This is a genomic window from Paraburkholderia sp. IMGN_8 (assembly GCF_038050405.1).
Taxonomy (GTDB): domain Bacteria; phylum Pseudomonadota; class Gammaproteobacteria; order Burkholderiales; family Burkholderiaceae; genus Paraburkholderia.
This window is the reverse complement of record NZ_CP150900.1, coordinates 4,214,652-4,237,874: the sequence shown is the minus strand read 5'-3', so window position 1 is coordinate 4,237,874 and position 23,223 is coordinate 4,214,652. Positions and strand designations below refer to the sequence as shown.

At 58.4% G+C, this 23,223-nt stretch carries 21 protein-coding genes; 17 read left to right on the top strand and 4 right to left on the bottom strand.

What is annotated here, in order from left to right:
• The first annotated feature begins 119 nt into the window (after positions 1-119).
• Entirely contained in the window at positions 120-749 is a 630-nt protein-coding gene (locus WN982_RS19260; RefSeq protein ID WP_341313493.1) for a helix-turn-helix transcriptional regulator, read from the top strand.
• Entirely contained in the window at positions 746-1,630 is an 885-nt protein-coding gene (locus WN982_RS19255; protein WP_341313492.1) for a ubiquinol-cytochrome C chaperone family protein, read from the top strand. Before WN982_RS19260 ends, WN982_RS19255 begins: the two co-directional genes overlap by 4 nt.
• A gap of 416 nt (positions 1,631-2,046) precedes the next feature.
• Here WN982_RS19255 and WN982_RS19250 read toward each other — a convergent pair whose 3' ends face one another.
• The 3 genes from WN982_RS19250 to WN982_RS19240 all read right to left on the bottom strand — a co-directional run bounded on the left by WN982_RS19250 (position 2,047) and on the right by WN982_RS19240 (position 5,104).
• Positions 2,047-2,982 (bottom strand): GIY-YIG nuclease family protein, encoded by a 936-nt coding sequence (locus tag WN982_RS19250; protein ID WP_341313491.1) that lies wholly within the window; start codon positions 2,980-2,982, stop codon positions 2,047-2,049.
• A gap of 157 nt (positions 2,983-3,139) precedes the next feature.
• Positions 3,140-3,979, bottom strand: coding sequence for a Sir2 family NAD-dependent protein deacetylase (locus WN982_RS19245; RefSeq protein ID WP_341313490.1), 840 nt, complete (start codon positions 3,977-3,979; stop codon positions 3,140-3,142).
• A gap of 57 nt (positions 3,980-4,036) precedes the next feature.
• Complete coding sequence (locus WN982_RS19240; protein ID WP_341313489.1) at positions 4,037-5,104, bottom strand: WYL domain-containing protein; 1,068 nt, start codon at positions 5,102-5,104, stop codon at positions 4,037-4,039.
• Between the two features lie 120 nt (positions 5,105-5,224).
• On the opposite strand from WN982_RS19240, the gene WN982_RS19235 reads away from it, so the two are divergent.
• The 14 genes from WN982_RS19235 (at position 5,225) to WN982_RS19170 (ending at position 19,431) form a co-directional block, all read left to right on the top strand.
• Positions 5,225-6,133 (top strand): 5'-nucleotidase, encoded by a 909-nt coding sequence (locus tag WN982_RS19235; protein ID WP_341313488.1) that lies wholly within the window; start codon positions 5,225-5,227, stop codon positions 6,131-6,133.
• Between the two features lie 14 nt (positions 6,134-6,147).
• Complete coding sequence (locus tag WN982_RS19230) at positions 6,148-6,534, top strand: hypothetical protein (RefSeq protein WP_341313487.1); 387 nt, start codon at positions 6,148-6,150, stop codon at positions 6,532-6,534.
• Positions 6,535-6,582: 48 nt separating this feature from the next.
• A complete protein-coding gene (locus WN982_RS19225; protein ID WP_341313486.1) occupies positions 6,583-6,990 on the top strand; it encodes a hypothetical protein in 408 nt (135 codons plus the stop codon).
• Positions 6,991-7,017: 27 nt separating this feature from the next.
• Entirely contained in the window at positions 7,018-7,224 is a 207-nt protein-coding gene (locus WN982_RS19220) for a hypothetical protein (RefSeq protein ID WP_341313485.1), read from the top strand.
• A gap of 57 nt (positions 7,225-7,281) precedes the next feature.
• Entirely contained in the window at positions 7,282-7,644 is a 363-nt protein-coding gene (locus WN982_RS19215; RefSeq protein ID WP_341313484.1) for a hypothetical protein, read from the top strand.
• Between the two features lie 128 nt (positions 7,645-7,772).
• Positions 7,773-8,519: a Sir2 family NAD-dependent protein deacetylase gene (locus WN982_RS19210; protein WP_341313483.1), complete on the top strand. Its 747-nt coding sequence runs from the start codon at positions 7,773-7,775 to the stop codon at positions 8,517-8,519.
• A gap of 40 nt (positions 8,520-8,559) precedes the next feature.
• Complete coding sequence (locus WN982_RS19205) at positions 8,560-11,178, top strand: PD-(D/E)XK nuclease family protein (RefSeq protein ID WP_341313482.1); 2,619 nt, start codon at positions 8,560-8,562, stop codon at positions 11,176-11,178.
• Positions 11,175-14,363, top strand: coding sequence for a UvrD-helicase domain-containing protein (locus tag WN982_RS19200; protein WP_341313481.1), 3,189 nt, complete (start codon positions 11,175-11,177; stop codon positions 14,361-14,363). The genes WN982_RS19205 and WN982_RS19200 overlap by 4 nt, the downstream gene beginning before the upstream one ends.
• A 360-nt stretch (positions 14,364-14,723) precedes the next feature.
• Positions 14,724-15,434 (top strand): hypothetical protein, encoded by a 711-nt coding sequence (locus tag WN982_RS19195; RefSeq protein ID WP_341313480.1) that lies wholly within the window; start codon positions 14,724-14,726, stop codon positions 15,432-15,434.
• A 267-nt stretch (positions 15,435-15,701) separates the two neighbouring features.
• A complete protein-coding gene (locus tag WN982_RS19190) occupies positions 15,702-17,486 on the top strand; it encodes a DUF262 domain-containing protein (RefSeq protein WP_341313479.1) in 1,785 nt (594 codons plus the stop codon).
• Between the two features lie 98 nt (positions 17,487-17,584).
• Positions 17,585-18,112: an HD domain-containing protein gene (locus WN982_RS19185; RefSeq protein ID WP_341313478.1), complete on the top strand. Its 528-nt coding sequence runs from the start codon at positions 17,585-17,587 to the stop codon at positions 18,110-18,112.
• Between the two features lie 227 nt (positions 18,113-18,339).
• The gene (locus WN982_RS19180; protein WP_341313477.1) at positions 18,340-18,657 is read left to right on the top strand and encodes a helix-turn-helix transcriptional regulator; all 318 of its coding nucleotides are present in this window, start codon (positions 18,340-18,342) and stop codon (positions 18,655-18,657) included.
• A 167-nt stretch (positions 18,658-18,824) separates the two neighbouring features.
• Positions 18,825-19,112, top strand: a complete 288-nt coding sequence (locus WN982_RS19175) for a hypothetical protein (RefSeq protein ID WP_341313476.1) — start codon at positions 18,825-18,827, stop codon at positions 19,110-19,112.
• 37 nt (positions 19,113-19,149) lie between these two features.
• Positions 19,150-19,431 carry a hypothetical protein gene (locus tag WN982_RS19170; RefSeq protein WP_341313475.1) on the top strand — a complete coding sequence of 94 codons (282 nt, stop codon included), beginning with the start codon at positions 19,150-19,152 and terminating at the stop codon, positions 19,429-19,431.
• Positions 19,432-20,160: 729 nt separating this feature from the next.
• Here WN982_RS19170 and WN982_RS19165 read toward each other — a convergent pair.
• Positions 20,161-20,373: a hypothetical protein gene (locus WN982_RS19165; RefSeq protein WP_341313474.1), complete on the bottom strand. Its 213-nt coding sequence runs from the start codon at positions 20,371-20,373 to the stop codon at positions 20,161-20,163.
• 54 nt (positions 20,374-20,427) lie between these two features.
• Between WN982_RS19165 and WN982_RS19160 the strand changes: the two genes are divergently transcribed.
• Entirely contained in the window at positions 20,428-23,220 is a 2,793-nt protein-coding gene (locus tag WN982_RS19160; RefSeq protein ID WP_341313473.1) for a type VI secretion system Vgr family protein, read from the top strand.
• Positions 23,221-23,223: the final 3 nt, after the last annotated feature.

Here is a 23,223-nt window from a genome sequence, read left to right as displayed (position 1 = left end):
CCGCACTACCACTCCGCTTGGCGTTACGCAACCAATTGGTGTTCACCGTCGCAGACAAGTTTTGTTGAAGAAGGAGACCTCATTCCCCTAGACTCGCATCCAACAAGACGGAGGACGCTGTGAGCGAAGAAATAGAAGAAAGCACTACCTTCCGCGACGTCTCGCGATGCTTTGTGGAAGCTCTGCGACGTAGCATGCGGGTTGCGTCTGAAGATGAAGACGGCGCCCTCGATGCAATGTCGCAAACGCAGTTGGCCGGGCGCGCCGGAATGGGTAGGTCAACCCTGGCAAAGTACCTTGGCGGTCGAGCTGACGAAACGCCTGCGAATCCCGACCTGGACATTATCTGCCGCCTCGCGGACGCGGTCGGAGTTCCACCAGCAATCTTGCTGATGAGACCACAGGACTGGGCCAGCCTGGGAAGTGGAATGTTGACGTTTCAGCAGGCTCTGAGGGATTCGACGTTTACCACGTTGGCAGCGGAGCTCCAAGGCATGGATTCGACTACTTCTCAGCGCGTTGCCGAAGCCGCCTTGCGCATTGGCAGACTGCTCAATACCGTCGAAGATGAACGGGACTCCAAGGTTTCACAGGAGGTGAGGGATTTCCGGCACGCGACGAAAATGTCGATATCGACGACCGCCGCATCGATTCCATTCCGAATTGACGGCGTCAGCACCTCTCATTTACCAGCGCTGCTGACCATCTGCAGCATTCTCGGAACGACCAACGCCAGGCAGACACAATGAGCGACAACTTCATCAAGAACCCCGGCAACCTCTCCCTGTTGCTCGCCCAGTCGGACATTGCCGACCTAGACATTCTTGTCGACTACATCACTAAGAGCGGCACCGGCCGCATTTCCTTGAGTGACGATGTTTGCGCGAGACTGGTCAAGTGCAAGGAGCGCAGAGTCTATTCGGAGTTCGACCGAGGTCTCATCGGTCACGAGATTTGCGCGTTTGGTGGCAACACGCTGACCAACGTTTACCGCGACGTTCGCAACAGTATTCCGTTGGGCAATCTCCTGGACAAGGTTCTTCCGGAAGTGGGCACGACCATCACCTACGACGAAGTGGTCAAGGATGTGGCCGCACACCTAAAGGTCGCGTTCGACAAGAAGGATGACCTCCTCCTTGTCGAAGACAGCATTCTTCGCAAATTTCTCCGCGATTCATTCGAGAAAATGTCCCCGGAGGAACGGGCGACGGTGTTGAAAGAACTGAACGTATCCGACCTTTCAATGCTTAAGCCCGCGGCGGGCGCTGCGTTCATTGCCGCAGGCCGCATGGGTGGGTTTGCCACCTACACGTTGTCGCTCATTGTGGCCAATGCCGTATCGAAGGCATTGCTTGGCCGGGGACTTCCCCTTGCCGTGAATGCAACGCTCTCGCGTACCATCGGATTGCTGCTCGGCCCCATTGGCTGGGTCGTGACTGGCGTATGGACGCTGGCAGACATGGCCAGTCCGGCCTATCGGGTCACCTTGCCATGTGTCATTCAAATTGCCTACATGCGCCAGAAGGCCATCGTCGAGGCTCACACGAAGGCATGCACATCCTGCGGCGCGCGGAATGAACGCGCGTCCCGGTTTTGCGCTGAGTGCGGGCAAGCATTTCAAGGAGCGTGATATGTTTCCTGGCCCGATGGAATATCTTAAGTCACATGCTATTGCTTTTGTAGCGGGTGCGGTGACGGTCCTCATCGCAAGTGCGTACGTCAGAGTCGCGAAAGGGTGGAGCGACTGACGGAACTGACTTGCGCAGCATTCGAATGAGTGCCCTTCAGTCAGGTCGCTGCGGTTCCGGAGCGAAGACACTACTCGTTCTTTGGGGCGAGGCGTGCCTCGTGGATGCAGTCCCGCTTGCCGGGCCGCATCCTCGGACGGCGACGCCCAGCAGAACAGCGCTACGGGTTCCCGCGGAGCTGTTCTGCTGATGCCGTGCCACAGTCAAGAGGCCTGGCGACGGCGCTATCAATTCCTGGCAGAGCCAGTTGGCCATTACGGAGGCAGCTCACGCGGCGCTATCCAGTTATCCAGCGCCGCTATTTAGAGCCGCGCCGTCCAAATACAGGCCGACTATGGTCCCACAGGTAGTCCTCCAGAGTCTGGAGCACGATGGGGCGCACCTGTTTGCTATCCTGCACTGTCCAATAGTCAAGCACCAGTGGCGTATCGCACAGCGATTCCGGAACCCAGCGCTTCAGATGAAGTGCATATGTCCCCTCGAATCCGAAGCCGAAATGCTGCCGCAGCCTACTCGCGAAGTCTCTTGAACTTCCGACATAGAGCGTGTCGCCATCGTCCGTCAGTTCGTTCTTGCGGCTAAGCTTGTACGTGCAAGCCGAACTCTCGGGAAAAGCGGCGTGAAATTTTCCTGGTGCATCGGTCTGCAAACGGTACACAACGAATTCGCCTTCCTCAGGAAGACTCAGTTCGTCCAGCCAACTGCGAAACGCTTCAGCACTGGGAAATCCGGACACCGTGCATTCAATGCGTCGGACGGGAGACAGGGAAAGCGTTGACACGTCTTCGGCAATGCGTGACATCATTTTTCCTGCCTCCATCGCCAGCGACCCACCGTCGAAACCCTGCGTCGGCAAGGAAGGGGCTTGCGAGTTCGACGCATTCAAGTTGCCTTCGCCATTCAACTTCGCAAACGAGAAGCGACGACGGCTGGCGTCATATGTTCCCAAGCGCAGATGCTCCAGCGCGGGAACGAGATAGCATGCAACATTTTGGAGCCCCTGCGCTTTCAGCCAATCACCGATACTACCTAGGGGCGGGTCTGAGAAGTGGGTTCCAACAACGACAGGGGCTGGCCTGGAGGCGAATTCGGCCAGGAGTGCATTGATAGTCTCGGCGCTAACGCGTACACGAAATGTCTGCTGTCCATTACCGAAGTGCAGTTCGATGCCTGCCTCCCTGTTCCCACTGTATTCGAACTGTGCTTTCCCGGTCGCCGTATTAAGCTGTGGCATTTCTTCTCCTTTTTCCTGACTGCCGCCTGTTGATGTCTTGCATGAAAGCCTGAATGTTGCCGACGCCTGTACGGTAGTTTTGCGGTTCTCGACGTACTCTCAACGCATTCCATCGCTTCTATCACGGCCGTTATTAACGACCAACTCACCCGTTTCTTTACGCGTCTGGTCCACGCGCCACTACCAAGGACTTTTCAAGTAGTTGAAGGGTATCTGACGCAGTCCCGGGGATTCCCAAGCCAATGGCTGACGCTATCGTGTAGTCTCGCGGATTGATGCGGATGACGCGGGGTCCGTGGCGCTCGCTGAAGCGCCTGACGGTCGGTAACGCCCGACCGGCCCCCATTTCCACAACGACAAGTCGCTCAACGGACTCAAGCCAGGTTGCAAGTCGTTTCCCCTGCCTGTCCGCGTGCTCCTCCACCCATTGCCAGTCCCCGAACATCAGAATGTTCGGCCGCGCGAGACCATTGCAATGCGGACACGTCGGCATTTCGTTTTCGAGCAGACAGGTCGTTTCGTTGACAGTGGGCGTGAAGTCGTCAGCTGGCCAGGTCTCATTGGTACAAGCCTCGACGCATTGAAGCCGGTGGATGGTACCGTGGCATTCCACAATGCGTTCTGTATCAAACCCCGCTTTCTGGAATTGACCATCAACGTTACTGGTAAACACGAAAGCGCCGTGCTTCATCGTCGATGCCCACCTGAGCAGAAGGTCGAAACCCGCATGAGGTACGGTTGCGCGATAGAGTGCTAGACGGTGCCCATAAAACCCCCAGCTCAGGCGCGGATTGCTCGCAAAGCCGGCAGAGTTGGCAATGTCCTCAAACGAAAATCCATAGTGGCGCAGCGCTGGGTAGGCACGCCAGAAACCCTCCTTTCCCCGGAAATCAGGCAGCCCGGAATCCACGCCCATGCCGGCGCCCGCAGTGATGAGCAGACCGTCCGCATCGCGAATCCAGGCAGCCGCCTGTCTGATTGCCTTGTCGTTATCCACCTGCCACCTCGATTGTGTTGTTTGGCCCCTGCAGGGTAAAAGCATCATTTCCGCGATTCACGCTGCCGTGTCGTAGCGCCTCGCTAACGCTGCAGCGTCGCGCGCAAACTCGGCCCGAAGCGAGGATGGCGCCAGGATTTCCACCGCAGCGCCGAGCGACCGAAGCCACCACCGCAGCTTGACGCTGGGCACCACCGTTCCAATGAACTTTGTGCGCCCGTCGGGTAACTTCTCAAACTGCTGGTCGTCCGACATTCCTCGCTCCTTCAGTCGCTTCGCCTCCGCCAGTTCAACCGCGAGTTCCAGTACAACTGGCGTTTCGGGAAGGAAGTCGAAAGCCTGTTCTTTCTCAATCGTGTTCTGCAAGCGGAAGTCCCGTGGGTACGCGAACGTATCCCCAGACTCAACCACCGACACGATTCGGTCCAGGCGATACAGATTCCGGAGCCAATCAGGCCTTCCCTTTTCAGGTCTTGGTGGATGGTCCGGACTCTGGGCGACCATGTACATCAATCCGGCTGACTCGACGAGCGCGAGCGGCCAGAGCCGCTTCGGCTTGATGTCGTCGGGCCTGCTTTCCCGGTAAGCCTGTGAATAGCCGACAAGCAGTTCGCGCTCAAAGAATGTCGCGGTCATGACGGTCTGAAAGACCTCCGGATTGACGGGAGGGCGGGTCAGCGCGTAGGTAGCCGCCACCGAGTCAATCTTGTTGACCCACGCCCGATATAGCCGACTGTCTTCCCGGTCTTGCGAAAGTCGCGTGTCGGCCGCTTTGAATAGCGGCTCGATGTCGCCGGTCACTGCCGCAGGCAGTTTGTCTCCCACAAAACGCCTGAGTGCATGAAATGCCACAGCCTCGGAAGCACTCATCAAATTCGCCACCTGGCTGGCGCCCTGCAGCCAGGGTTTGCGTTGCCAGAGGGTGTTCCGGCCAGACACGGTCGACAGGACAAACAGGTCCCGCTCCAGCGTGGAAAGGCGTCGTCGCAACAGTCTCGGATAGTCGACGCGGTGACCCCGGTCCTTCAGCAGCTGAAGAACCCTGGACGTGGACATCCACGGTTCCAGGTCCCTGTCTGTTGGCAGGATGCGAAGAATCGCTTCATCAAGGCTTGAGGTCGTCATTCTGGGCGTCGGTCGAGGGTGAGTTAGCCGGCTTCTCGGTAGCGATGATTCTACCCGGCGATGCGGACACTTTTTGTCCCAGTTGCATTGCATCATGGTGCTCAGCCACAGGAGAGACCCATGACTTCGAGCACAAAAATCACCATCGCTGTGTCCGCACGGGCGCTCTTCGACTTTGAGGCAGAAAACCAGGTATTCCGGGAGGATGACCCCTCGACGTATTGCGCGCTTCAGGCCGCGCGCCTGGATATCCCCGCGAGCCCTGGCGTCGCCTTTCCGCTGGTGCGCAAGCTCCTGGACTTCAATAGCGGCGACAGCAACGACGTCGAGGTCGCCATCCTGTCGCGCAATGACCCGGTCACCGGGCTCAGGGTGTTTTCGTCGGCTCGACACCACGGACTGGCTATCTGCCGGGCGATTTTCACGGGCGGCGCAAAGCCCCACGGGTACCTTGCACCACTTGAGGCCAACCTGTTTCTTTCGGCCCATGCACTAGATGTCAAGGATGCGATGGCGGCCGGATTCCCGGCTGCCCGGGTCTACCCGGCTCCGGGCATACCTTCCACGCAGGACGACGGGGAGCTGCGCATTGCATTCGACGGAGATTCGGTCCTGTTCAGCGACGAAGCCGAGCGCGTTTTCAGACAGCGGCAGCTACAGGAGTTCAACGACCACGAGGCGCGTCATGCGCACTCCCCGCTGTCTCCCGGTCCATTGAAGGCGTTTCTCGCGGCTCTATGCGCGCTGCGGGGCCGTCGCGGGTCACAGGGCCGGGTACGGACGGCTCTGGTGACTGCCCGTAGCTCGCCGGCGCATGAGCGGGCGATTCGCACGTTGATGGCATGGGGTGTCACGGTGGACGAGGCTATGTTTCTCGGAGGCAAGGACAAGGCACGTTTCCTCGCCGAGTTCAGGCCCGACATCTTCTTCGATGACCACGTACGCAACTGTGAGTCAGCCTCGCAGGTCGTGGCCACTGGCCACGTTCCGTACGGCATCAACAATGAATTCCGGCCAGTCCTTCATTAAACGGTCAACCAACGATGAATCGAGAACTCGAACATGCCCTGATTACGACCTATCCGGCCACCTATTGGAAACTGCGGCCGCGCTTCTCCGGTGGCAGCCGGTTCGATTGCGATGATGGCTGGTACCCAATCATCGACGAGCTCTCTGGCAAGCTCGAGTCCGCGGGCGGCCTGCCCGGGTTGCGCGTCATCGAAGTCAGAGACCAGCTCGGCACGTTGCGCTTCCGGCTCGAGGGCGAAGTGACGAGCAGGATGGCGAGCTGGATTGCTGAGGCTCAGCGTCTGAGTCAACGCACATGCGGGCGGTGCGGTCAGCCTGCGATGCTGCGTGGGCACGAGGATGGCCGGGTACGCACACTCTGCCCAACCTGCGCAGCGGCACTGGACTATGTCCGGGAATGACAAGGTCAGAACAGAAGTCAATTGTTCTCAACATTCGGATGACATCTCATGCCACAACTCCTGGAACATATCGACGCAATTGCGCGAGAGCTGAATCGGGACGTGCTCTATCTCGAATTCCTGAAAGCGCCGCGCCCCCACCGTGCGGACTACAAGAGTCTGGAGACACGCATGCTCATCGTGCAATGGCTCGACAGCGAAGGCATCGAGTGGCGTGAGTGCGGACAGCTCGCGTCCGAGACGGTGATGCGTTCGTACGCCGGTGAAATTTTCATCAATGTGCCGTTCGACGAGACCGACAACCGGTACCGCAAGGTTCAGGCGTTTCTCGAGCATCCAGACGGCACGATGCGCTTTGAAGACGTCAGGTTCTACGTCGTCGAACTGCAGCTTGCCATGAAGAACGCCCACCACGATGAGCCTGGCTTCTGGGAGCGCTGGGCTGACAACTTCTAATCACCCGGACGACAGACTGGAGGCGCAATGACCACACTATATATTCGTGACGGTTCGTCAAGAATTGTCGGCCTCATCAGGGCTGACAGCCATGGGAAGCAGTTCGCCTACGTGCGCGGGAGAATGGTTGGAATCTACAATCCACAGCTCAACAAGACGTTCGATGCCAATTTGCGTGCGTACGGACACGGCAATCAGCTGATGGCCCTTGTGCGGGATGGCGATGACGATTGACGTCTTCTCTCCGTAGCCTTCTTGTGCGGTAATCTCTTAGTCTGGAAACTGCCCACCATGCGACTACCTACCCGTGAAAGCTGGGAGCGCGACCGCCCCGATGCGCTGTGGTTCTGTCTCGGGTACCTGCCGACCACGCCACCGAGGTTCTATAAATACACCTGGCAGATATGGACACCAGACTGCGAGCTTGAGGGGCGCGAATTCCTGGGTTATGCAAAGCGCATGTCCACTGCTGAATTCATGGCTCGCTACGAGGAGATACACAACTCCAACCTGCCGGGATGGATATACCGCCATGACCGACCGCGACAAGGTCCTGGCACCCCGTTCGACAGAAGCCATCCGAAATGGACGAACGTGGAATTTGCCCCCTCCTGGGACGACGACCCGGACCCGGTTTGGAATGGACACAAATGACGACAGTGGTGCGTACGCCCGGACGCTGCGGTGGATGCCCCGCGGACGGGCTCGTAACGGTCGTATCTGAGTCGACGTACTCGCGGTCGCGTCCCGCACCGGCCTGTTTGCCCATCGGAGGATGAAAGGTGTCATCTGCACAGCATGCTCGAGGCCCGCGCCTGTATGTATTTTCGGGAGCAGGCCTGTCGGCCGAAAGCGGGATTTCGACGTTCCGAACCGGAAACGGCATCTGGAGCCAGGAGAGTATTGATAAGGTCTGCAACTTCCTGACCTGGCGCCAGAACCGGGATGCGGTTTTCCACTTCTACAACGAGAGAATCCTGGAGAAACGGGATGCACTCCCGAACGAAGCACACCAGATTCTCGCTGCATGGCAGCGCAAGTGGGGAACAGAGCGAGTCCGGCTTATCACACAGAACATCGACGATTTGCTTGAGCGGGCTGGCGCTCTGCACGTCTCACATCTTCACGGCGACATGCATTCGATGCTTTGTACATCGTGCGACCTCAGATTCCCAAAGGAAGGGGAGGTTTATCGTCTCGACACAGCCTGTCCAAGGTGTGGAGAGGTTGAAGCGGTCAAACCGGGCGTGGTGTTCTTTCACGAAGCCGCGCCAGAATATCTGAAGCTGCATCGCATGCAACTCGAAATGACCGACGACGACCTGTTCATCGCGATTGGGACTGCGTTCCAGGTTGTTTCGCCGGAAAGCGTGTTGCCTCGCGAGCGATGGCATCATCATAAGAGGAATTTCCTGGTTGACCCGGAACCGCGTCGAACGGAGTTTTTCGGATGCGTCGAACCGGAATTTGCAACTGTTGGCCTGCGCAGTATCGAAAGTCGCGTCAATACCTTGATGATGGTGCGATAAAGAACGTTGCATTCAAAGCTTGTCTTACTCGAGACCACTCATGCACATCACTCTTGGACTGAACCTGGACAGTCGACTAGGCCCCTCCCGCAAGGACGCCCTGGACCAGCCTGTCGTCGGACCCACGGGCCTGCTCGGGCTTCTCGAAACCTGGCTGGGGCTGAGCCGTCCCGAGGTGAGCGCGGCGGGGCGCGTCACAAGTTATCTCGGGCATCTGCGCAGTCAAACAGGGCATGAACGGTTCTACAGTCGTTCGCTCGAAGCGGATGGCGTCGGTACGAGCGCCAAACTCCTTTCCTGGCGCGACGAATGGCGCCGGGGAGGTTGGGATGGGACCGCACTTACGGGAAGCCCTCGAAGGCTACAGGACATGGCGGAGGTCGAGCAGATTGCGAGTGGCAACATCCCACCCGGCCAAGCGGAGCGCCTCGCTGCCATACTCGCGGCGCTCGAGACCGAGCGGACTCCAATCGAATCGGTACTGCTCGTCGACCCACTGGGCAGCTTTCCGCGTGCGTGGCGCGAGGTCCTCGCGCGCCTGCCGGCCGTCAGGGAGTGGAAGCCCGAGCCTCAGGGCGATGGACTGCTTCGCGAACTTCAACAACACGCGCTTGACGCAGTCACGCAAGGCGACCTTCGTCCTCTCGCGGTCACGAGTGCTGACGGCAGTGTCGTGCTTGTCCAGGCGTCGACCCGTGAAGCCGCTGAGCACTGGCTCAGTGCATATTGCCGCCAAACCCCAACCGACCGGCTTCTCGTCTGCGAGTCGAACGGTGACTCCGTAGACACGACGATGATGGCGACGGGTGGTGCCAGCAGCGGCTTTCGCCATACCAGCAGCTTGCGCCCCGCCTTGCAAGCCTTGGGGCTCGCTCTCGAAATGTGCTGGGACCCAGTCGACATCGGACACCTCGTGGAGTTTCTGTCCCATCCCATCGGGCCTTTCCGCCGAACGGCGCGAGTCCGCCTCGCAAAAGCTGTCGCAGAGCAGCCTGGTATCGGCGGTGAAGCCTGGGAGGCAGCGAAACAGGAAATCCTGGCTGAAGAGAACGGCGATGCCATCCTCGAGGACGTCGCTTTCTGGCTCGAGGGCGAGCGCTGGAATCGTGATGCTGGCGCACCGGTGGATGCGCTGCTGGCGCGGGTCGAGAAGCTGGCTAGCGCGTTGCGCAAACGTCTGGCGGACGATGGCCTGCTGAACGCCACGCTCGACGCCGCGATAGAGCAATGCTCGGCCGTCCGGGATGGGCTGGTCGAGTTGAAGAACCAGGGCGCTCCCAACATCACGCCGCGCGTGGTCGAACAGCTTCTGGAACACGCAACGCCAGCGGGTTCAGGAAATCCGTTTGCGCCGGCGCAGGTGGGTTGCCTTCGAGCCGAGTCGGATACCGCTGCCTGCATCGAGCCAGCCGACGAGGTCATCTGGTGGATGCCTTCGACGCCGCAGTTGCCGCTACCGCTTCACTGGACCAAGGCGGAACTTGAGGCACTCAGTAACCTGGGTGTCGAGATACGAAATCCGCAGCGTGAACTGGAGCTATTGGCGCGGCAGTGGCTGCGTCCGCTGCTGGCCGCCAGGCGGAGGTTCATCATGGTCCTGCCGCCTCCGGGCGCTGAGGAGCATCCCGTTCGGCAACTGCTACTGAAACTGTGGCCAGACCTGATGAAGCACTGTGTCGACCTTGACGCACAAGCTGGAAGTGAATTCGTCGGTACACTCGCCGAGCACGTCGAGCACATGGCTTTGCCCCAAACGCCTGATTCGCTTGACCTGGGGGGGCCGATTACGCTTCCGACGACGGACCAGTCGTACACGTCCATGTCCGAACTGTTCAATGCGCCCGCGCTCTATGCGTTCAAGCGCATCGCACGTATGCGTCCGGCCTCGATACTTGAGGCAAGGGACGGCAACAATCTCCTTGGAACGCTCGCGCATCGGGTTTTCGAAAAGTTCTTTCAGCAGGCGGACTGCCTCAACTGGACCGATGAGCAGGCAGTGACGTGGTTCCGGGACAACGTCGATTTCCTCCTTCGGACAGAGGGGGCAGTCTTGCTGATGCACGGTGCCGGGGTCGGTCAGCAACGATTCAGGAGCGTATGCGAGCACGCAATCCGCTCGATGATGCGCCATCTGCGCGCGGCGGGCACTACCCGCGTTCACACGGAGCTGCCTGTCGCAGGCCAGCTCGGCGACGTGCCGCTTATTGGCAAAATCGACCTGCTCGTTGAACTGCCGGGAGGCAAGGCCGTAGCGTTGGATATGAAGTGGCGCAGCGACAACTATTACGCTGCCACGCTGCTCGATGGACAGCATCTCCAACTGGCACTCTACTCGTTGCTTTACCAGCAGCAAACCGGTGTAACGCCCGCGGCACTGGGGTATTTCATTCTTGAGTCGGGCGCGATGTACGTGAGCGCACCGGACGTCATCCCGACCGCTCAGGTTCGGACGCCACCTCTGGCTGCAAGCACCGGTCTCATTCAGCAGGCAAAGGCTAGCTGGGACTGGCGAACCAATCAATGGGCCGCAGGCCACATCGATGTCGTTCCGTTTGGCGGCGGGGAAGATTTCCAGGGACCGGAGGGCACGCTGCAGGTGAACGGGCCCAACACATGGGAAAAGGACTATATGGTGCTGCTCGGGGGCTGGGAGCAATGAATAATATCGAATTCATTAGTGCGGGCGCCGGAAGCGGCAAAACCTACAAGCTCACATCGACGCTCGCCGAGGCACTCGAATCAGGTGAGGCGCGGCCGCACGGCGTCCTCGCGACTACGTTCACGGTCAAGGCAGCAACGGAGCTGCGCGAGCGCGCCCGCTCGTGGCTCTTGAACAAGGGCGAAATCGAACTCGCTACTGCCATCGGGCAAGCGAAGCTCGGTACAGTCAATAGTGTGTGCGGCCAGTTGCTGAAGCGCTTCTGTTTTGAGATAGGGCTATCCCCGGACCAGACGGTCCTGAGCGAGGGGCAGGCCAGACGCCTGCTGGCGACTTCACTTGCGGAGACGCTCGACGAATCGGGTCGTGCAAAGCTCGTTGCGCTTACCTCGAAGTTTGGTATCGAGCATGCAGACTGGTCTGGACAGATTGAAGACGTGGTCAATGCCGCGAGGAATAACGACATTTCCGCGAACGAGGTACGAGCGATGGGTCGTCGGAACGCCGACCTGATGCTGGCGAACTGGCCGGCTCCTTCGACAAACGGCGACCCGACGAACGCACTCTCTGGCGCATTGACGAAGGCGTTGGCTGACGTATCGCTACATATAGCAACGACTGAGGCCGCGGGTGGCAATGTCGCCCAAAACCTCAGGAACGGTCACCGGGACCTGGAGCGTCTCGAGCGGTGTTTTCGTGAGGGGCGCTGGTGCTGGCCGGACTGGATTGCGGCTTGTAGTCTGAATGCCGGCGCTGCGGTCCGCGCGGCCATAACACCCGTTTCGGAAGCTGCACAGGCGCACGAATCGCATCCCGAGTTCCACGAAGATGTGCGCTCCTATCTTGAACAGGTGTTTGACCTGGCGGCCGGGACGCTCGACACCTATGCCGAAGCCAAGCGCATGATGGGCGCAGTGGACTTCAGCGACCAGGAAGTGTTGCTCCTCGAAGTCATCCGCAAGAACGAGGACGTCCGGAACGCATTGGCCGACGAACTCGACCTCGTGATGGTCGACGAATTTCAGGACACGAGTCCGCTACAGTTGGCGCTCTTTGTGGAGCTCGCCAAACTGGCCAAGCGCTCCGTCTGGGTTGGCGACCCGAAGCAGGCCATCTACGGGTTCCGTGGTACGGACGCCCGGCTCATCGCAGGCATTCTTGCGGCTGTTGAGAGTTGGGGTGGCAAGCTGGGGGAGCCGCTAACCACTTCCCGGCGCTCGACACCAGCGCTTGTGTCCCTGACGAATGCCGTCTTCGGCTCTGCGTTCCTTCCTGAACTGCAGCCACAACATGTGCGCCTGCAACCATCCCGGGATGACATCGCAGGGCAACCGGCACTATTTCACTGGAACTTCGAAAGCAAAAACAACGAGTCCGACTACCTTGCCTTGGGGCAGGCAGTCAGCGGGCTGCTTCAATCGGAGCTGAGGGTCGTGGACCGGCAAACTCAACAGGAGCGTGCCGTTCGTCCAGGAGATATAGCGGTCCTGTGTCGCAAGAACGACCAGGTTGAACTTGCAGTTACGTCACTGACGCAATGGGGGGTGCCGTCCGCGAGCCCGAGAGCTGGTCTTCTTGGCACGCCAGAAGCCATCTTCGTCCTTGCGTGCCTTCGACGCCTGCTTGATGCGGGGGACAGCGTCGCAACTGCGCTGATATTGACCCTCGCTGATGGCGTTCCGGCGCAGGAGTGGCTTGGCGACCGGCTTGAGTATCTCGCCAGGGAAGGCGCTAGCCCTTCGCAGTGGAAAGCCGAGGGTGACGAAGCGCATCCGCTTCTTGTCCGCCTGGAGACGTTGCGGCCGAACCTCGCTGCTTTGACACCGCGGGAGGCAATGCGACTCGCGAAGGCCGAATCACACGTTGCCCGTGTTGCAAGCCAATGGTCGAGTTCGCCCCATGAGGCGAGGACCCGAATCGCCAACGTTGAAGCCCTGATGGACCTTGGTGCGGCTTACGAAGACGAATGTATCGCTGCCAGGCGTCCAGCCACCGTCGGTGGACTTCTGCGCTGGCTCGACACGCTCGCCGACAGTCAAGCCGACGACCGGTCAGCAACCGCTGACGATGCCGTTAGCGTGATGACCCACCATGGAGCGAAAGGGCTTGAGTGGCCCGTCGTCATTCTTACGTCCTTGGGAACAGCAACAAGAAGTGCCCTGTGGGGTGTTCGCGCGCGTACCGACGGCGAGTTCAATCCCGAGCGCCCACTGGAGAATCGCTTCGTGCACTTCTGGCCTAAGACCTGGGGCAGGCGGACTCAGCCGCAGTCAGCCGTCAATGCCGAGGTAAGTGCTATCGGTCAGATGATGGCCGCGGATGCGCTCGCTGAGAATAAGCGCCTCCTTTATGTCAGCATGACACGTGCGCGCGACGCAAATGTGCTTGTCACGTGTCAGCGGAGTAAAAGCGTCAACCGTGACTGGGTTGATGAGGTCGGAGCGGGTGACCTGCTTTTCGGGGACACCGGTCAAGTTGTACTTCCGGATGAAGGAACCATTCTCCGCGAGGCCCGAACCTGGACGGCCACAGATAGTGCTCTTGCGCCGCCCGCACAGAAAGAGTGCGCATGTAGCTGGTACGTGGCCGCACCAGCAAAAGATGCGCAGCCCCTCTGGTATCGGCCGAGCGACGCGGGAGGCGGTATGTTCGCTGTCGCCGAGTCCGAATCCATTGGCGTGCGCGTCGCAATTACCGCCGGTATTGAAATGGACGTACTCGGAAACGCATTGCACCTGTGTATCGCCCGCGCCGGCGTGGCGGGAAGAGTTGAAGACGCCGATGTGGAACGCATCCTTGTCGCGTGGGGAGCGGCACATGCGGTTGACAAGGCGGCCGTCGTTGCCCAGCTACAGGCCTTTTTCCGCTGGGTACAACAGCGCTGGCCCGGCGGAGCGGTCCGTGTAGAGGTCCCTGTCGAGGCTGACCGGTCAGATGGGACGCGAATGAGAGGCCGCATAGACCTGCTGGTCGATACACCTAACGGGTGGGTCCTCGTCGACCACAAAGCCAATCCGGGGGGTACCAGCCGGGATGACGCGACTGTCCGGGAGTATGGACCGCAGCTGTCCGCGTACGCGGAAGCTATCGAAAAGTGCACGGGCAAGTCGGTCCGGGAGCAGTGGCTGTATCTGCCCGTGGCTGGTCGCGCGTTGAGGCTTGTTGCAGAGACTTCGGCTGATTAGCTCGCGTTGATGGAGAGAGCAGGAGCGGCTAAGGGGCGCTTGAACTTCACAACGTGCGCTTGGCGCATTGAGAATTGGATTGTGATGAGGAAGCGTCAGAACTCGTCGAACAAGTCGCCGATGTCCAGAGAGCGGAGGGAAGAGTCCTTGTTGACCCGGTTAGGAGGGCGACAAGCCGTCGGTGTCGCGGGATGAACATTTCGCATTGGTCCTTTCTTGATGACGGCGGCAATGATGCCATGAGTCTAAAGGAATTGACTGTTGTGCCGTAATACCAAAGGCAATAAAGAAATCAAAGAGTGCCAACGGATGCGCCTTCCTTTTGCTTGTCCGCCGTTGGCATAAATCGCGAGAGAGACCATGACGACGAAACCGGCCAGTGAACTAAATTTCAAAAAGAGTTCGGAAGCTATTCCGACTGTCGAGATTGACACGGATAGCGTTTCCGACCTTGAACGACTGCGAACCATACGGCGCACCCTATCCTCGCTAGCAAGCAAGGACCCCGGCATGCGCGCCACGATTTACGTTCACGCGACGGTGAGTTTCAACTTCCATGAGATGACTAACTCGGACTTCATCGGCGTAGTCGGTCCGATGTCCATTCTGCAGGAGCTTCAGTCGGAACTGTCTCGCCTGCCTGGGGGGCGGTCGCGATTGAGCGACTATATTTCGACCCGCGAGTCGGTGATGGCATATCACCTTGAGCACGGAAGCCTGTGGGTTCCGGAGGACGCGCTTACCTGGTCGATTGTGCAGTCTCAACCGGAAGACGATGGTCGCTCGCCCAAGTCCTTCGATGAAGACAATACCGATGTGGGAGATGCAGTCGTTGAAGCGGCCGAACGGGAATTGCTAGGGGACGACGACGTGGACCTCAAGGGGTTCAGAATCGAATCTCCGGCGCGCTACCGTGCGGCACGTGCCGATGCCAGTATTGGCAGCATCAAACGGCAAATCGAGTCCGTTTTTGGTCTCCCGGAGGGCTCAGTGGCATTGTGTGGACCCGATGGTAAATCACTCCGGTCCGATGCCAGGATTGCAACGTTGCGACGGCGATGGGACCAGTGAGGTCGCGTTTCCAGAAATGTGGTCAAAGCGCATTAGCGGTATCCACCTGCACACGCAGTTACACGTAGTCTGATGTCCAGAATATCAATGCTCCGACAACTGTGACCGACGCGCTATTCAAAGAACCCCACTACAGCCTCGACGGCCTTATCAACGATAGCGCACCACTACTTCGCCGCATAAGTCGGCACGCAGCGTACGGCTGGCGTTGCCAAAATTCGCTTCTCTGAGTAAATGTGAACGTCAAACAAAAATCCTGAGGCTATTGTGAGTACGAGAACAATTGAGCATTTTTTTACCGGTAAGAGCTTGGAAATCCCTCCGTATCAGCGAGACTACGCGTGGAGTACCACAAATGTCGACGACCTCTTCGACGACATCCTGGAAGCGATGGAGATGGGTGGGAGCCATTACCTCGGGACGTTCATCTTGTCGGCAGGCGCGGCCAAAGACCGTTTCAAGGTGGTGGATGGGCAGCAGCGGCTAACTACGTTAACGATGTTGCTCGATGCCATGGTTGGCGCTCTTCCCGAGGGAGAGGTCAAGACTTACTATCGGTCGACGTTTCTTCGCCATCCAGTGCATGGGCCGAAATTTACAGTTCTCGGCAACAACCAGGCTTACTTTTCCGGACTGCTCGAAGACGAAAATCCGGCTCCTGCCACCGAGGGCCAGGTCCGGCTGAAAGAGGCTCATGGCTGGATTCGGCAACGCGTCAAGGCTATCAAAGATGCCGGAGGTGAGAGCACCATACAAAAGTGGTTAGTGAATATCGGGCAGCTTGAGGTGCTTGAGTTCATCGAGGCCGAAGAGGGTAAAGCAATCCGCATGTTCCAGTCAGTGAATGACCGTGGAGTGCCACTGTCGAAGATGGACATTGCGAAAAGCCTCCTTATCTACTATTCGAATCGATTTCTTGCCGGAGAGCTTGACGAGTTTGTGGCCGAACGTTTCGGGGCCGCATTTCGTGACTACAGCCTTATCAAGGGCCTGGCTGCGCAAGATGGCTACCAAATTCGCGTTGTGAATCGGAATACGTTTCGGGAAGACGATGTTTTTCGATACCACTACTTTGCTTTCAACGTCGACGGTCACACGAGCTCGGTCGGATTCGACTACAACGCGTCTTCGGAAACCGTACTTGAGTCATTCCTGAAGCCGACACTGAAGCTTCTGCGGAGCGACACTGCGAAGCTCAGTGCGTTTATCAAGCATTACGTTGCAGACTTGGCGGACTTCTTTGCCGCGTTGCGTGGGCTAATTGAGCAGACCCGTGTTGACAAAGAGCTTTATATGCTGTTTGTCGTAGGTGACCTCGCCGCAACGCTCTACCCGCTGACGACACGTCTCGCAATGCGAGGCGTTTTGAGAGAGTCCGCATACGCGCATATTAACCTGTCGTTGCTTCAAATGATTGAAGTCGCGGACCTCCGTGTTTTCAAGTTGCGAGGCACAAATCCGCAAGCGGATATCCTCTACCTTACCCGTGATTCGGGTGATAAGCCATTGACGGAAATCGCAGACTACATGAGCTGGTTTGTGGCCAAATTCATGGATGACGGGATGTTCGAGTCTCGTTTAGCGATGGAAGAAATGTATCGAAATCCCGGGGTGCTACGCATTCTTAACGCCGCGGAAGAGGAGCAGCGCGTCGCGATTGGCAGTGGAGAGTTCGATTTGCAGGAGTTGGCGGGTCTTGTTCGCTCGGGGCAGACTGTAGAGCACGTCCTTCCGCAGGAGCCCTCCTTCGGGGTGCGTGCACATGGATTTGCAACAACCGAGGCATATCTCGGCCACATCCATCGACTTGGTAACTTAACGCTCCTCGAAAGCGCACTGAATTCGTCATGCAACAATCAGGCGGTAGAAACCAAGATGAAGGACGTAAAGCTCTATCGTTCTTCAGGCTATGAGATGACTAAATCGCTGGCTGCCGCGGGAGCTGCCAAGGCGCCGGCTTTCACTCGTGCGGATATCGACGCGCGCTCCGCTGACCTTGCACGTCTTTGCGTTACCCGATGGCCGCTTTGGGCCTATGGCAAAGCGGACTAGGGCTCGGATGTCGCGAGAGCAATGCCACATATAAGGGGGCACAGGGGCCGTTGTGGACGCGCGGCTCACTGTGTCCTTCTGCACCAAGAGGTCACTTCTTGAACAATCTCATTAAAGCTATCGCTTTCGCTGCTGACAAGCACCGTAATCAGCGGCGTAAAGATGGTGAGGCATCTCCCTACATCAACCACCCAATCGCAGTGGCAAATGTGCTTGCAAACGAAGGGAACGTCGACGACGAAAGCGTTTTGGTTGCCGCCGTGCTTCACGACACTATCGAAGACACGGAGACATCGCTACGCGAGCTGGCGGAGTTGTTCGGGGAAGATGTCGCGGACATCGTCGCCGAAGTAACGGACGACAAGTCGCTGCCGAAGGAGGAGCGAAAGCGCCTTCAGGTCGAGCACGCACCGCACGTTAGCGCTAGGGCCAAATTAGTCAAGCTAGCGGACAAGATTTGCAACCTGCGGGACATTGCTGCCAACCCGCCGGCAGACTGGGCGGTCGAGCGTAAGCGGGAATACTTTGAGTGGGCTAGCGCAGTGGTCGAGGGGTTGCGCGGCGTTCATCCGGTTCTGGAAGATATCTTCGACCGGGCCCATGCTGCGCGTTCGCGTTTGGCTTGACGTGGGCAGGGATGCGGAGCCGAGAAACTGAGACTCGACCATCGGCGGCGACCAAGATACGGGCAATCAGTGCTGACCAGCGCCCCAGCCGCGCCTCGGTCAGTTGGCTCGCAACAAGAGGCAAATTTTTACCTCTTGTCTGAAGATTATCTACTTAATCGGCATACTAGTGCCGATAATCGCAGGGCATTGTCGATACGGCAGGCACGTCACGATGGGAAGAGGCAATGGGGCGTAGTAGAACCGCCGAAGAGTGGGAAGCAGAACTAGGCGACAGCTTGAGAACGCTGCGCCTCCATCGAAATCTTGACCAGTCGACGCTGGCGGCCCGAGCAGGCATTAGCGTACGTTCGCTGCGGAATCTGGAGAGCGGGAACGGCTCGTCCTTGCATACGCTTATCGAAGTCGTGCGAACTTTGGGCCGGGAGTCGTGGCTCAAGCTGATTGCCCCTGTTCCAACCATCAACCCTGAGATGATGACTAGGTACGCACTTGCGAGACAGCGCGCTAGCAAACCCCGGCGAAAGTCATCTTCACAAACTTGACGGTACGACCCGGCACCGAAGCATCGGCATCGCGAACCGTAGCATGAGGCCTCCAGACTGAATGCAGGAGCGCAGTCCGTGCCTTGCAATTTCTCTGATTGGAAATCTGCTGGTGTTCATATATCGACGGGGGGCTGGCTAAGGTACTGACACAAGCCAGCAGCAGGATGACCGCAGTCGTTCTTTTCATTCTCGTCGCCGTATCCCCGCTTACGGGCGAATCGAAAGTAGCACGAAATCCGCTGAAGAAATACGCGGTATCGCACTATCTGGGCTTCATCAAAGAGGGCGAATTCCGCGAGCAGGGGAACCGTGGTGCGCGTCCGGGCAGCAGAGTCGCCCAAAGAAAGGGCGGCCCGCTGCCGGACTATCACGTTGCTGCCGCTTACTTATCGTTCCCTACGTGCGATAAGCAACCTTGGACCGCCGCGACGCAAGGTACTGTAGGGCGTTGAAGCATTATGCCCGGCCAACCTTCATAGGAGGAAAGTGATGTCCGAGAGAAAAACTTACGGAGGTCGCGCACGACTGAATCGTAACCTGAGCGGCCACGAAGTACTGCGTACCGACCTGAACCCGGAACTCGCCAACCAAATCACGGCCTTCCGGGTGGGCATGACGCCAGACGAGGTCGCAATCGGATACAGGTTCGCGCTAGCGATGAGCAATCCCGCCGTAGACCTGGTAGAGGATGCAGAGAAGATAAGGGCGACTGCCGCTGCGGACGAAGTCAGCGTCGAAGGAAAGGACGACCAGCACAGAAGGGCTGCGTAGCATCCCAACCTGACTGAAACCGGAGCATCGTCAACGCGGCTGACCGCTTTCTGACGGACGAATCCGGACGCCGATAGGGCGGTCCATGCCAAACTTGGAACTCCGGCGCGAAAGTGCAAGAGCGGCTTGGACGTACTTCGCCTTGCCGCCGTCCCGTTGTCTGCTACAACTTCGATGGCGACCTCCAGTTGCTAGAAAGCTTGATGGGCGGTGAGCTTCCTGCTGGATGGCGGCACGAGAACATCCGGACTAAGCTAAACTCGGTGCGGCTAGATGAATTTTTCGCCGAGCACGGGCATTAGCATCACGCGTTGTGTGATGCACGCGCCATCTTGGCAAGCCCGCGTCCGACAGGGGCCAGCTAACGTGTGGTTATTGAGCCGTTCTTGCAATGTCAGGATTGAGGCTTGTTCGTTTTTCGTTGGTCCAACAGGACGGCGGTATTTGCAGCATTGAGGTGTTGGGGGCAGCGAATGGGGCACCCTGAAAAGCCGTCGCAGAAAAGTCAGCGTCTCTGATTTGCGTTTTTACAACGTTTTTGTAGTCCTCCTCGTATAAGCAGGCACAAGCGGGCGACGATGGTTGCGGACGATCTTGATCCCACCTGCCGCCGCGTAGGTTTTCAGGCCCAACCGGACGGCGTATAGGCGCAGTCCGCGTGTTATCACTTCAGCGAGAGCAGTCATTTTTAACGGGGAGTTTTGAATTTAGCCAATCAGCATAAATTGATCAGCCTTTGACTGCAGTCGGGCTTTCGTGACGATCGGTGGAGGAAATGGTTTCTTCAAATTTGTTTAAATGCTGAAAATCAAGCGATCGTTTGGAGGGTGTGCTGATAAATTTTGTATTGAAGAGGTTGCGCAATAACGATTTTGCTAAAATCAGACGAATTGCGTTTCTCTGGTCGGTCAACTGACGAACCCCGGTGACGTAGACGATCAATCAAAGGCTGGACGGCGGTTAAGGTCGGTCAGCAAAAACTCCAAGAGATCAACTGTGAATTCTGCCGATCTGCTGCGGGCATTCGCTTCCGGTGTCCTCGACCAGAACAATCGTCCGATTCGCCTGCAGTGGGGACATGCTCAGAAAGCGCTCGAACAGGTGCTGGTAATCCAGCGCATCGACATCAGGGAAGGCTTGTGCGCTGGTATCGAAGGGCACCTGACATGCGTGTCAACACGTGCCGACCTGCCGCTTAAGGCCTTTATCGGATTACCTGTTTCCGTCCAGCTTGTAACCGATCGCGGAGCGATACACCAGATTTGCGGACTGGTGACAGACGCACGCGCAGGACAATCCGATGGATCGCTGGCGACGTATCAGCTCATTATTCGCGACGCCCTGTCCGTTCTGGAGCGGCGGGTCAATACCCGCATATTCCGCACAAAGAACGTGCCCGATGTCATTGAGATATTGCTTCGGGAATGGCAGAAGAAAAGCCCGGCACTGGCGAGCGCATTTGACTTCGATCTGGCTGGCATAAATCGCAGCCAGTACCCGGTGCGCGAACTGATTTTCCAGTTTCACGAATCTGACGCCGATTTTATCCGGCGACTCTGCCGTCGTGACGGCATAGCGTGGTTTACTGCGGCGGGCAAACGCGGGCAGGCGCCGTCCGACAGCGGCGGCAGCGATATACCGGTGCACACGCTGGTGCTGTTCGACGATCCCATGAAGCTGCCGGAATCGGCTGCGGGTACGATTCGCTACCATCGCGATGCCGCGACCGAGGAGCGCGATTCGGTCACGTTATGGTCCGCCTCGCAGCAACTGGTACCAGGCAGCGTGCAGCGCGCGAGCTGGGACTACAAGGCCGGCATCATGGCGCAGGCGTCCGAGTCCAATATCGTCGATCAGGGCCCGGCGGGCAACGATCTGTCGCAGCTCCTGTCGGATAGCGTTATCGACGTGCCGCACGCAGGCGACTCGTGGAACGACTACGATCGCCTAAGCAAGGCGCGAATGCTCGCGCATGAATTGCGGGCCGTGAGCGTAGATGCGGCAAGCGGTGTGCGGGATCTGGCGGTTGGTCGCTGGTTTGAGCTGACCGGACATCCGGAAGTCGATACGCGTCCGGAAAGTGAGCGGCAGTTCGTCGTTACTGGCTTGCATCATCGGGCCGAGAACAATCTCCCGAAGGATCTGAATGAGCGGGCGCAGGCGCTGTTCGACGCCAACCGCTGGCACTTTGATTCGTTGCCGACTGTCGCGCAGTCGATGCAGGCGCGCTCATCCGATGCCGTTGGGACTCGCTACGACAACACGTTCACCTGCGTGCGACGCGGCATAGCACTTACCCCAGCGTACGACCCGCGTGTTGATCTTCCGCGCGTCTATCCGATCACCGCTCTGGTGGTCGGCCCGGAGGGGGAGGAGGTGTATTGCGACGAATTGGGACGGATCAAGGTGCAGATTCAGGGCCTTAATCCGGATGACCATGCACATGCCCAAGGTGTTGGGGCCAGCGGTACTGATCGGGATAGCGCCTATGTGCGAGTCAGCACGAGCCTGGCCGGCCAAAGCTTTGGCCATACCTCATTACCGCGGGTTGGGATGGAGGTTTCACTGGACTTTCTGAACGGCGACCCCGACAAGATGTTCGTGACGGGGGTACTGCATAACGGGCCCAACAAGCCTGCAACGTTCAGTCACACGGGTTCACTGCCGGGCAACCGATATGTCTCGGGGATCAAGACGAAGGAAATCAAGGCGGCGCGCTATAACCAGCTCAGATTCGATGACACTCCCGGGCAGGTCAGCGGACAACTGGCGAGCGAGCATGCTTATAGTCAATTGAACCTGGGGTATCTGACGCAACCTCGTGAAAACGGGCAAGGGCAGGATCGTGGCGAGGGAGCGGAACTGCGCACGGATGCGGCCGCGGCATTGCGTGCCGCGCAGGGCATTCTGTTGACGACCTATGCCCGCACGCAGGCAAGCGGAAACCAGTTGGATCGTGATGAACTGGTGCAGTTGCTTGCGGAGTGCACGGAACTGTTCAAGTCGCTGGGCGACTATGCCGGACAGCATGGCGGGCAGGCTGCCGATACGGCGGGGCAGAGTGCGGTGGCGTCTGCGTTCAAGGAGTGGACGCCGCGCAGTGCGTCGGGTGCGGGGGCGTCGGGAGCCGGCTCGCAAGCGCTGATGGCATTCGGCGCTCAGGCGGGGTCGGTAAACGTGACGCCGAAGACGCATGTGACCTATGCAGGTGAAAACATCGATCAGGTTGCGCAGCAGCATCTTCAGTTGGTTAGCGGGCAGCGTTGGGTTGGCCATGCGGGTCAGGGCATGCAGTTGTTTGCAATGGCTAATGGCATTAGCGCTATTGCGAATCAGGGCGATGTTCAACTCCAGGCCCAGGCGGGCGACGTAGTAATTCAGGCGCAGAAGGATTTGCATCTGGCTGCCGCCAAGGACGTATATATCCGCGGAGAAAAGATTCACATAGTCGCATCGGACGGCAGTTACTACACGATCGGCGGCGGTCACGAAATCGGCTCCGATGGTCGCCTTAATGTGAAGACGGCAGGGCATTCCTTTAATGGCCCTTCGACGCAACAATCGACGCCACTGAACTTCGGCAAGGACGGCACGAAGCAGCGTTACCAACTGCATTACCCAGGCCACACTGAGGATACGCCGATGCTGGCCGCGAATCAGGCCTACAAGATCACCATGAGTGACGGGCGTGTAATTCAGGGCACGTCAGACGCGAAAGGGTTGACCGATCTTTTGCAGGATGACGTGATGCGAATCGCCAAGATCGATGTTTTGAAACCTCAACTCTGAGTC

Bases quoted from the DNA above. Each gene is read 5' to 3' on its own strand.
- WN982_RS19180 (WP_341313477.1), top strand. From the start codon at position 18,340: ATGGGGCGTAGTAGAACCGCCGAAGAGTGGGAAGCAGAACTAGGCGAC.
- WN982_RS19175 (WP_341313476.1), top strand. From the start codon at position 18,825: ATGACCGCAGTCGTTCTTTTCATTCTCGTCGCCGTATCCCCGCTTACG.
- WN982_RS19170 (WP_341313475.1), top strand. From the start codon at position 19,150: ATGTCCGAGAGAAAAACTTACGGAGGTCGCGCACGACTGAATCGTAAC.
- WN982_RS19200 (WP_341313481.1), top strand. From the start codon at position 11,175: ATGAATAATATCGAATTCATTAGTGCGGGCGCCGGAAGCGGCAAAACC.
- WN982_RS19250 (WP_341313491.1), bottom strand. From the start codon at position 2,982: ATGCCACAGCTTAATACGGCGACCGGGAAAGCACAGTTCGAATACAGT.
- WN982_RS19255 (WP_341313492.1), top strand. From the start codon at position 746: ATGAGCGACAACTTCATCAAGAACCCCGGCAACCTCTCCCTGTTGCTC.
- WN982_RS19195 (WP_341313480.1), top strand. From the start codon at position 14,724: ATGACGACGAAACCGGCCAGTGAACTAAATTTCAAAAAGAGTTCGGAA.
- WN982_RS19240 (WP_341313489.1), bottom strand. From the start codon at position 5,104: ATGACGACCTCAAGCCTTGATGAAGCGATTCTTCGCATCCTGCCAACA.
- WN982_RS19225 (WP_341313486.1), top strand. From the start codon at position 6,583: ATGCCACAACTCCTGGAACATATCGACGCAATTGCGCGAGAGCTGAAT.
- WN982_RS19220 (WP_341313485.1), top strand. From the start codon at position 7,018: ATGACCACACTATATATTCGTGACGGTTCGTCAAGAATTGTCGGCCTC.
- WN982_RS19230 (WP_341313487.1), top strand. From the start codon at position 6,148: ATGAATCGAGAACTCGAACATGCCCTGATTACGACCTATCCGGCCACC.
- WN982_RS19215 (WP_341313484.1), top strand. From the start codon at position 7,282: ATGCGACTACCTACCCGTGAAAGCTGGGAGCGCGACCGCCCCGATGCG.
- WN982_RS19205 (WP_341313482.1), top strand. From the start codon at position 8,560: ATGCACATCACTCTTGGACTGAACCTGGACAGTCGACTAGGCCCCTCC.
- WN982_RS19235 (WP_341313488.1), top strand. From the start codon at position 5,225: ATGACTTCGAGCACAAAAATCACCATCGCTGTGTCCGCACGGGCGCTC.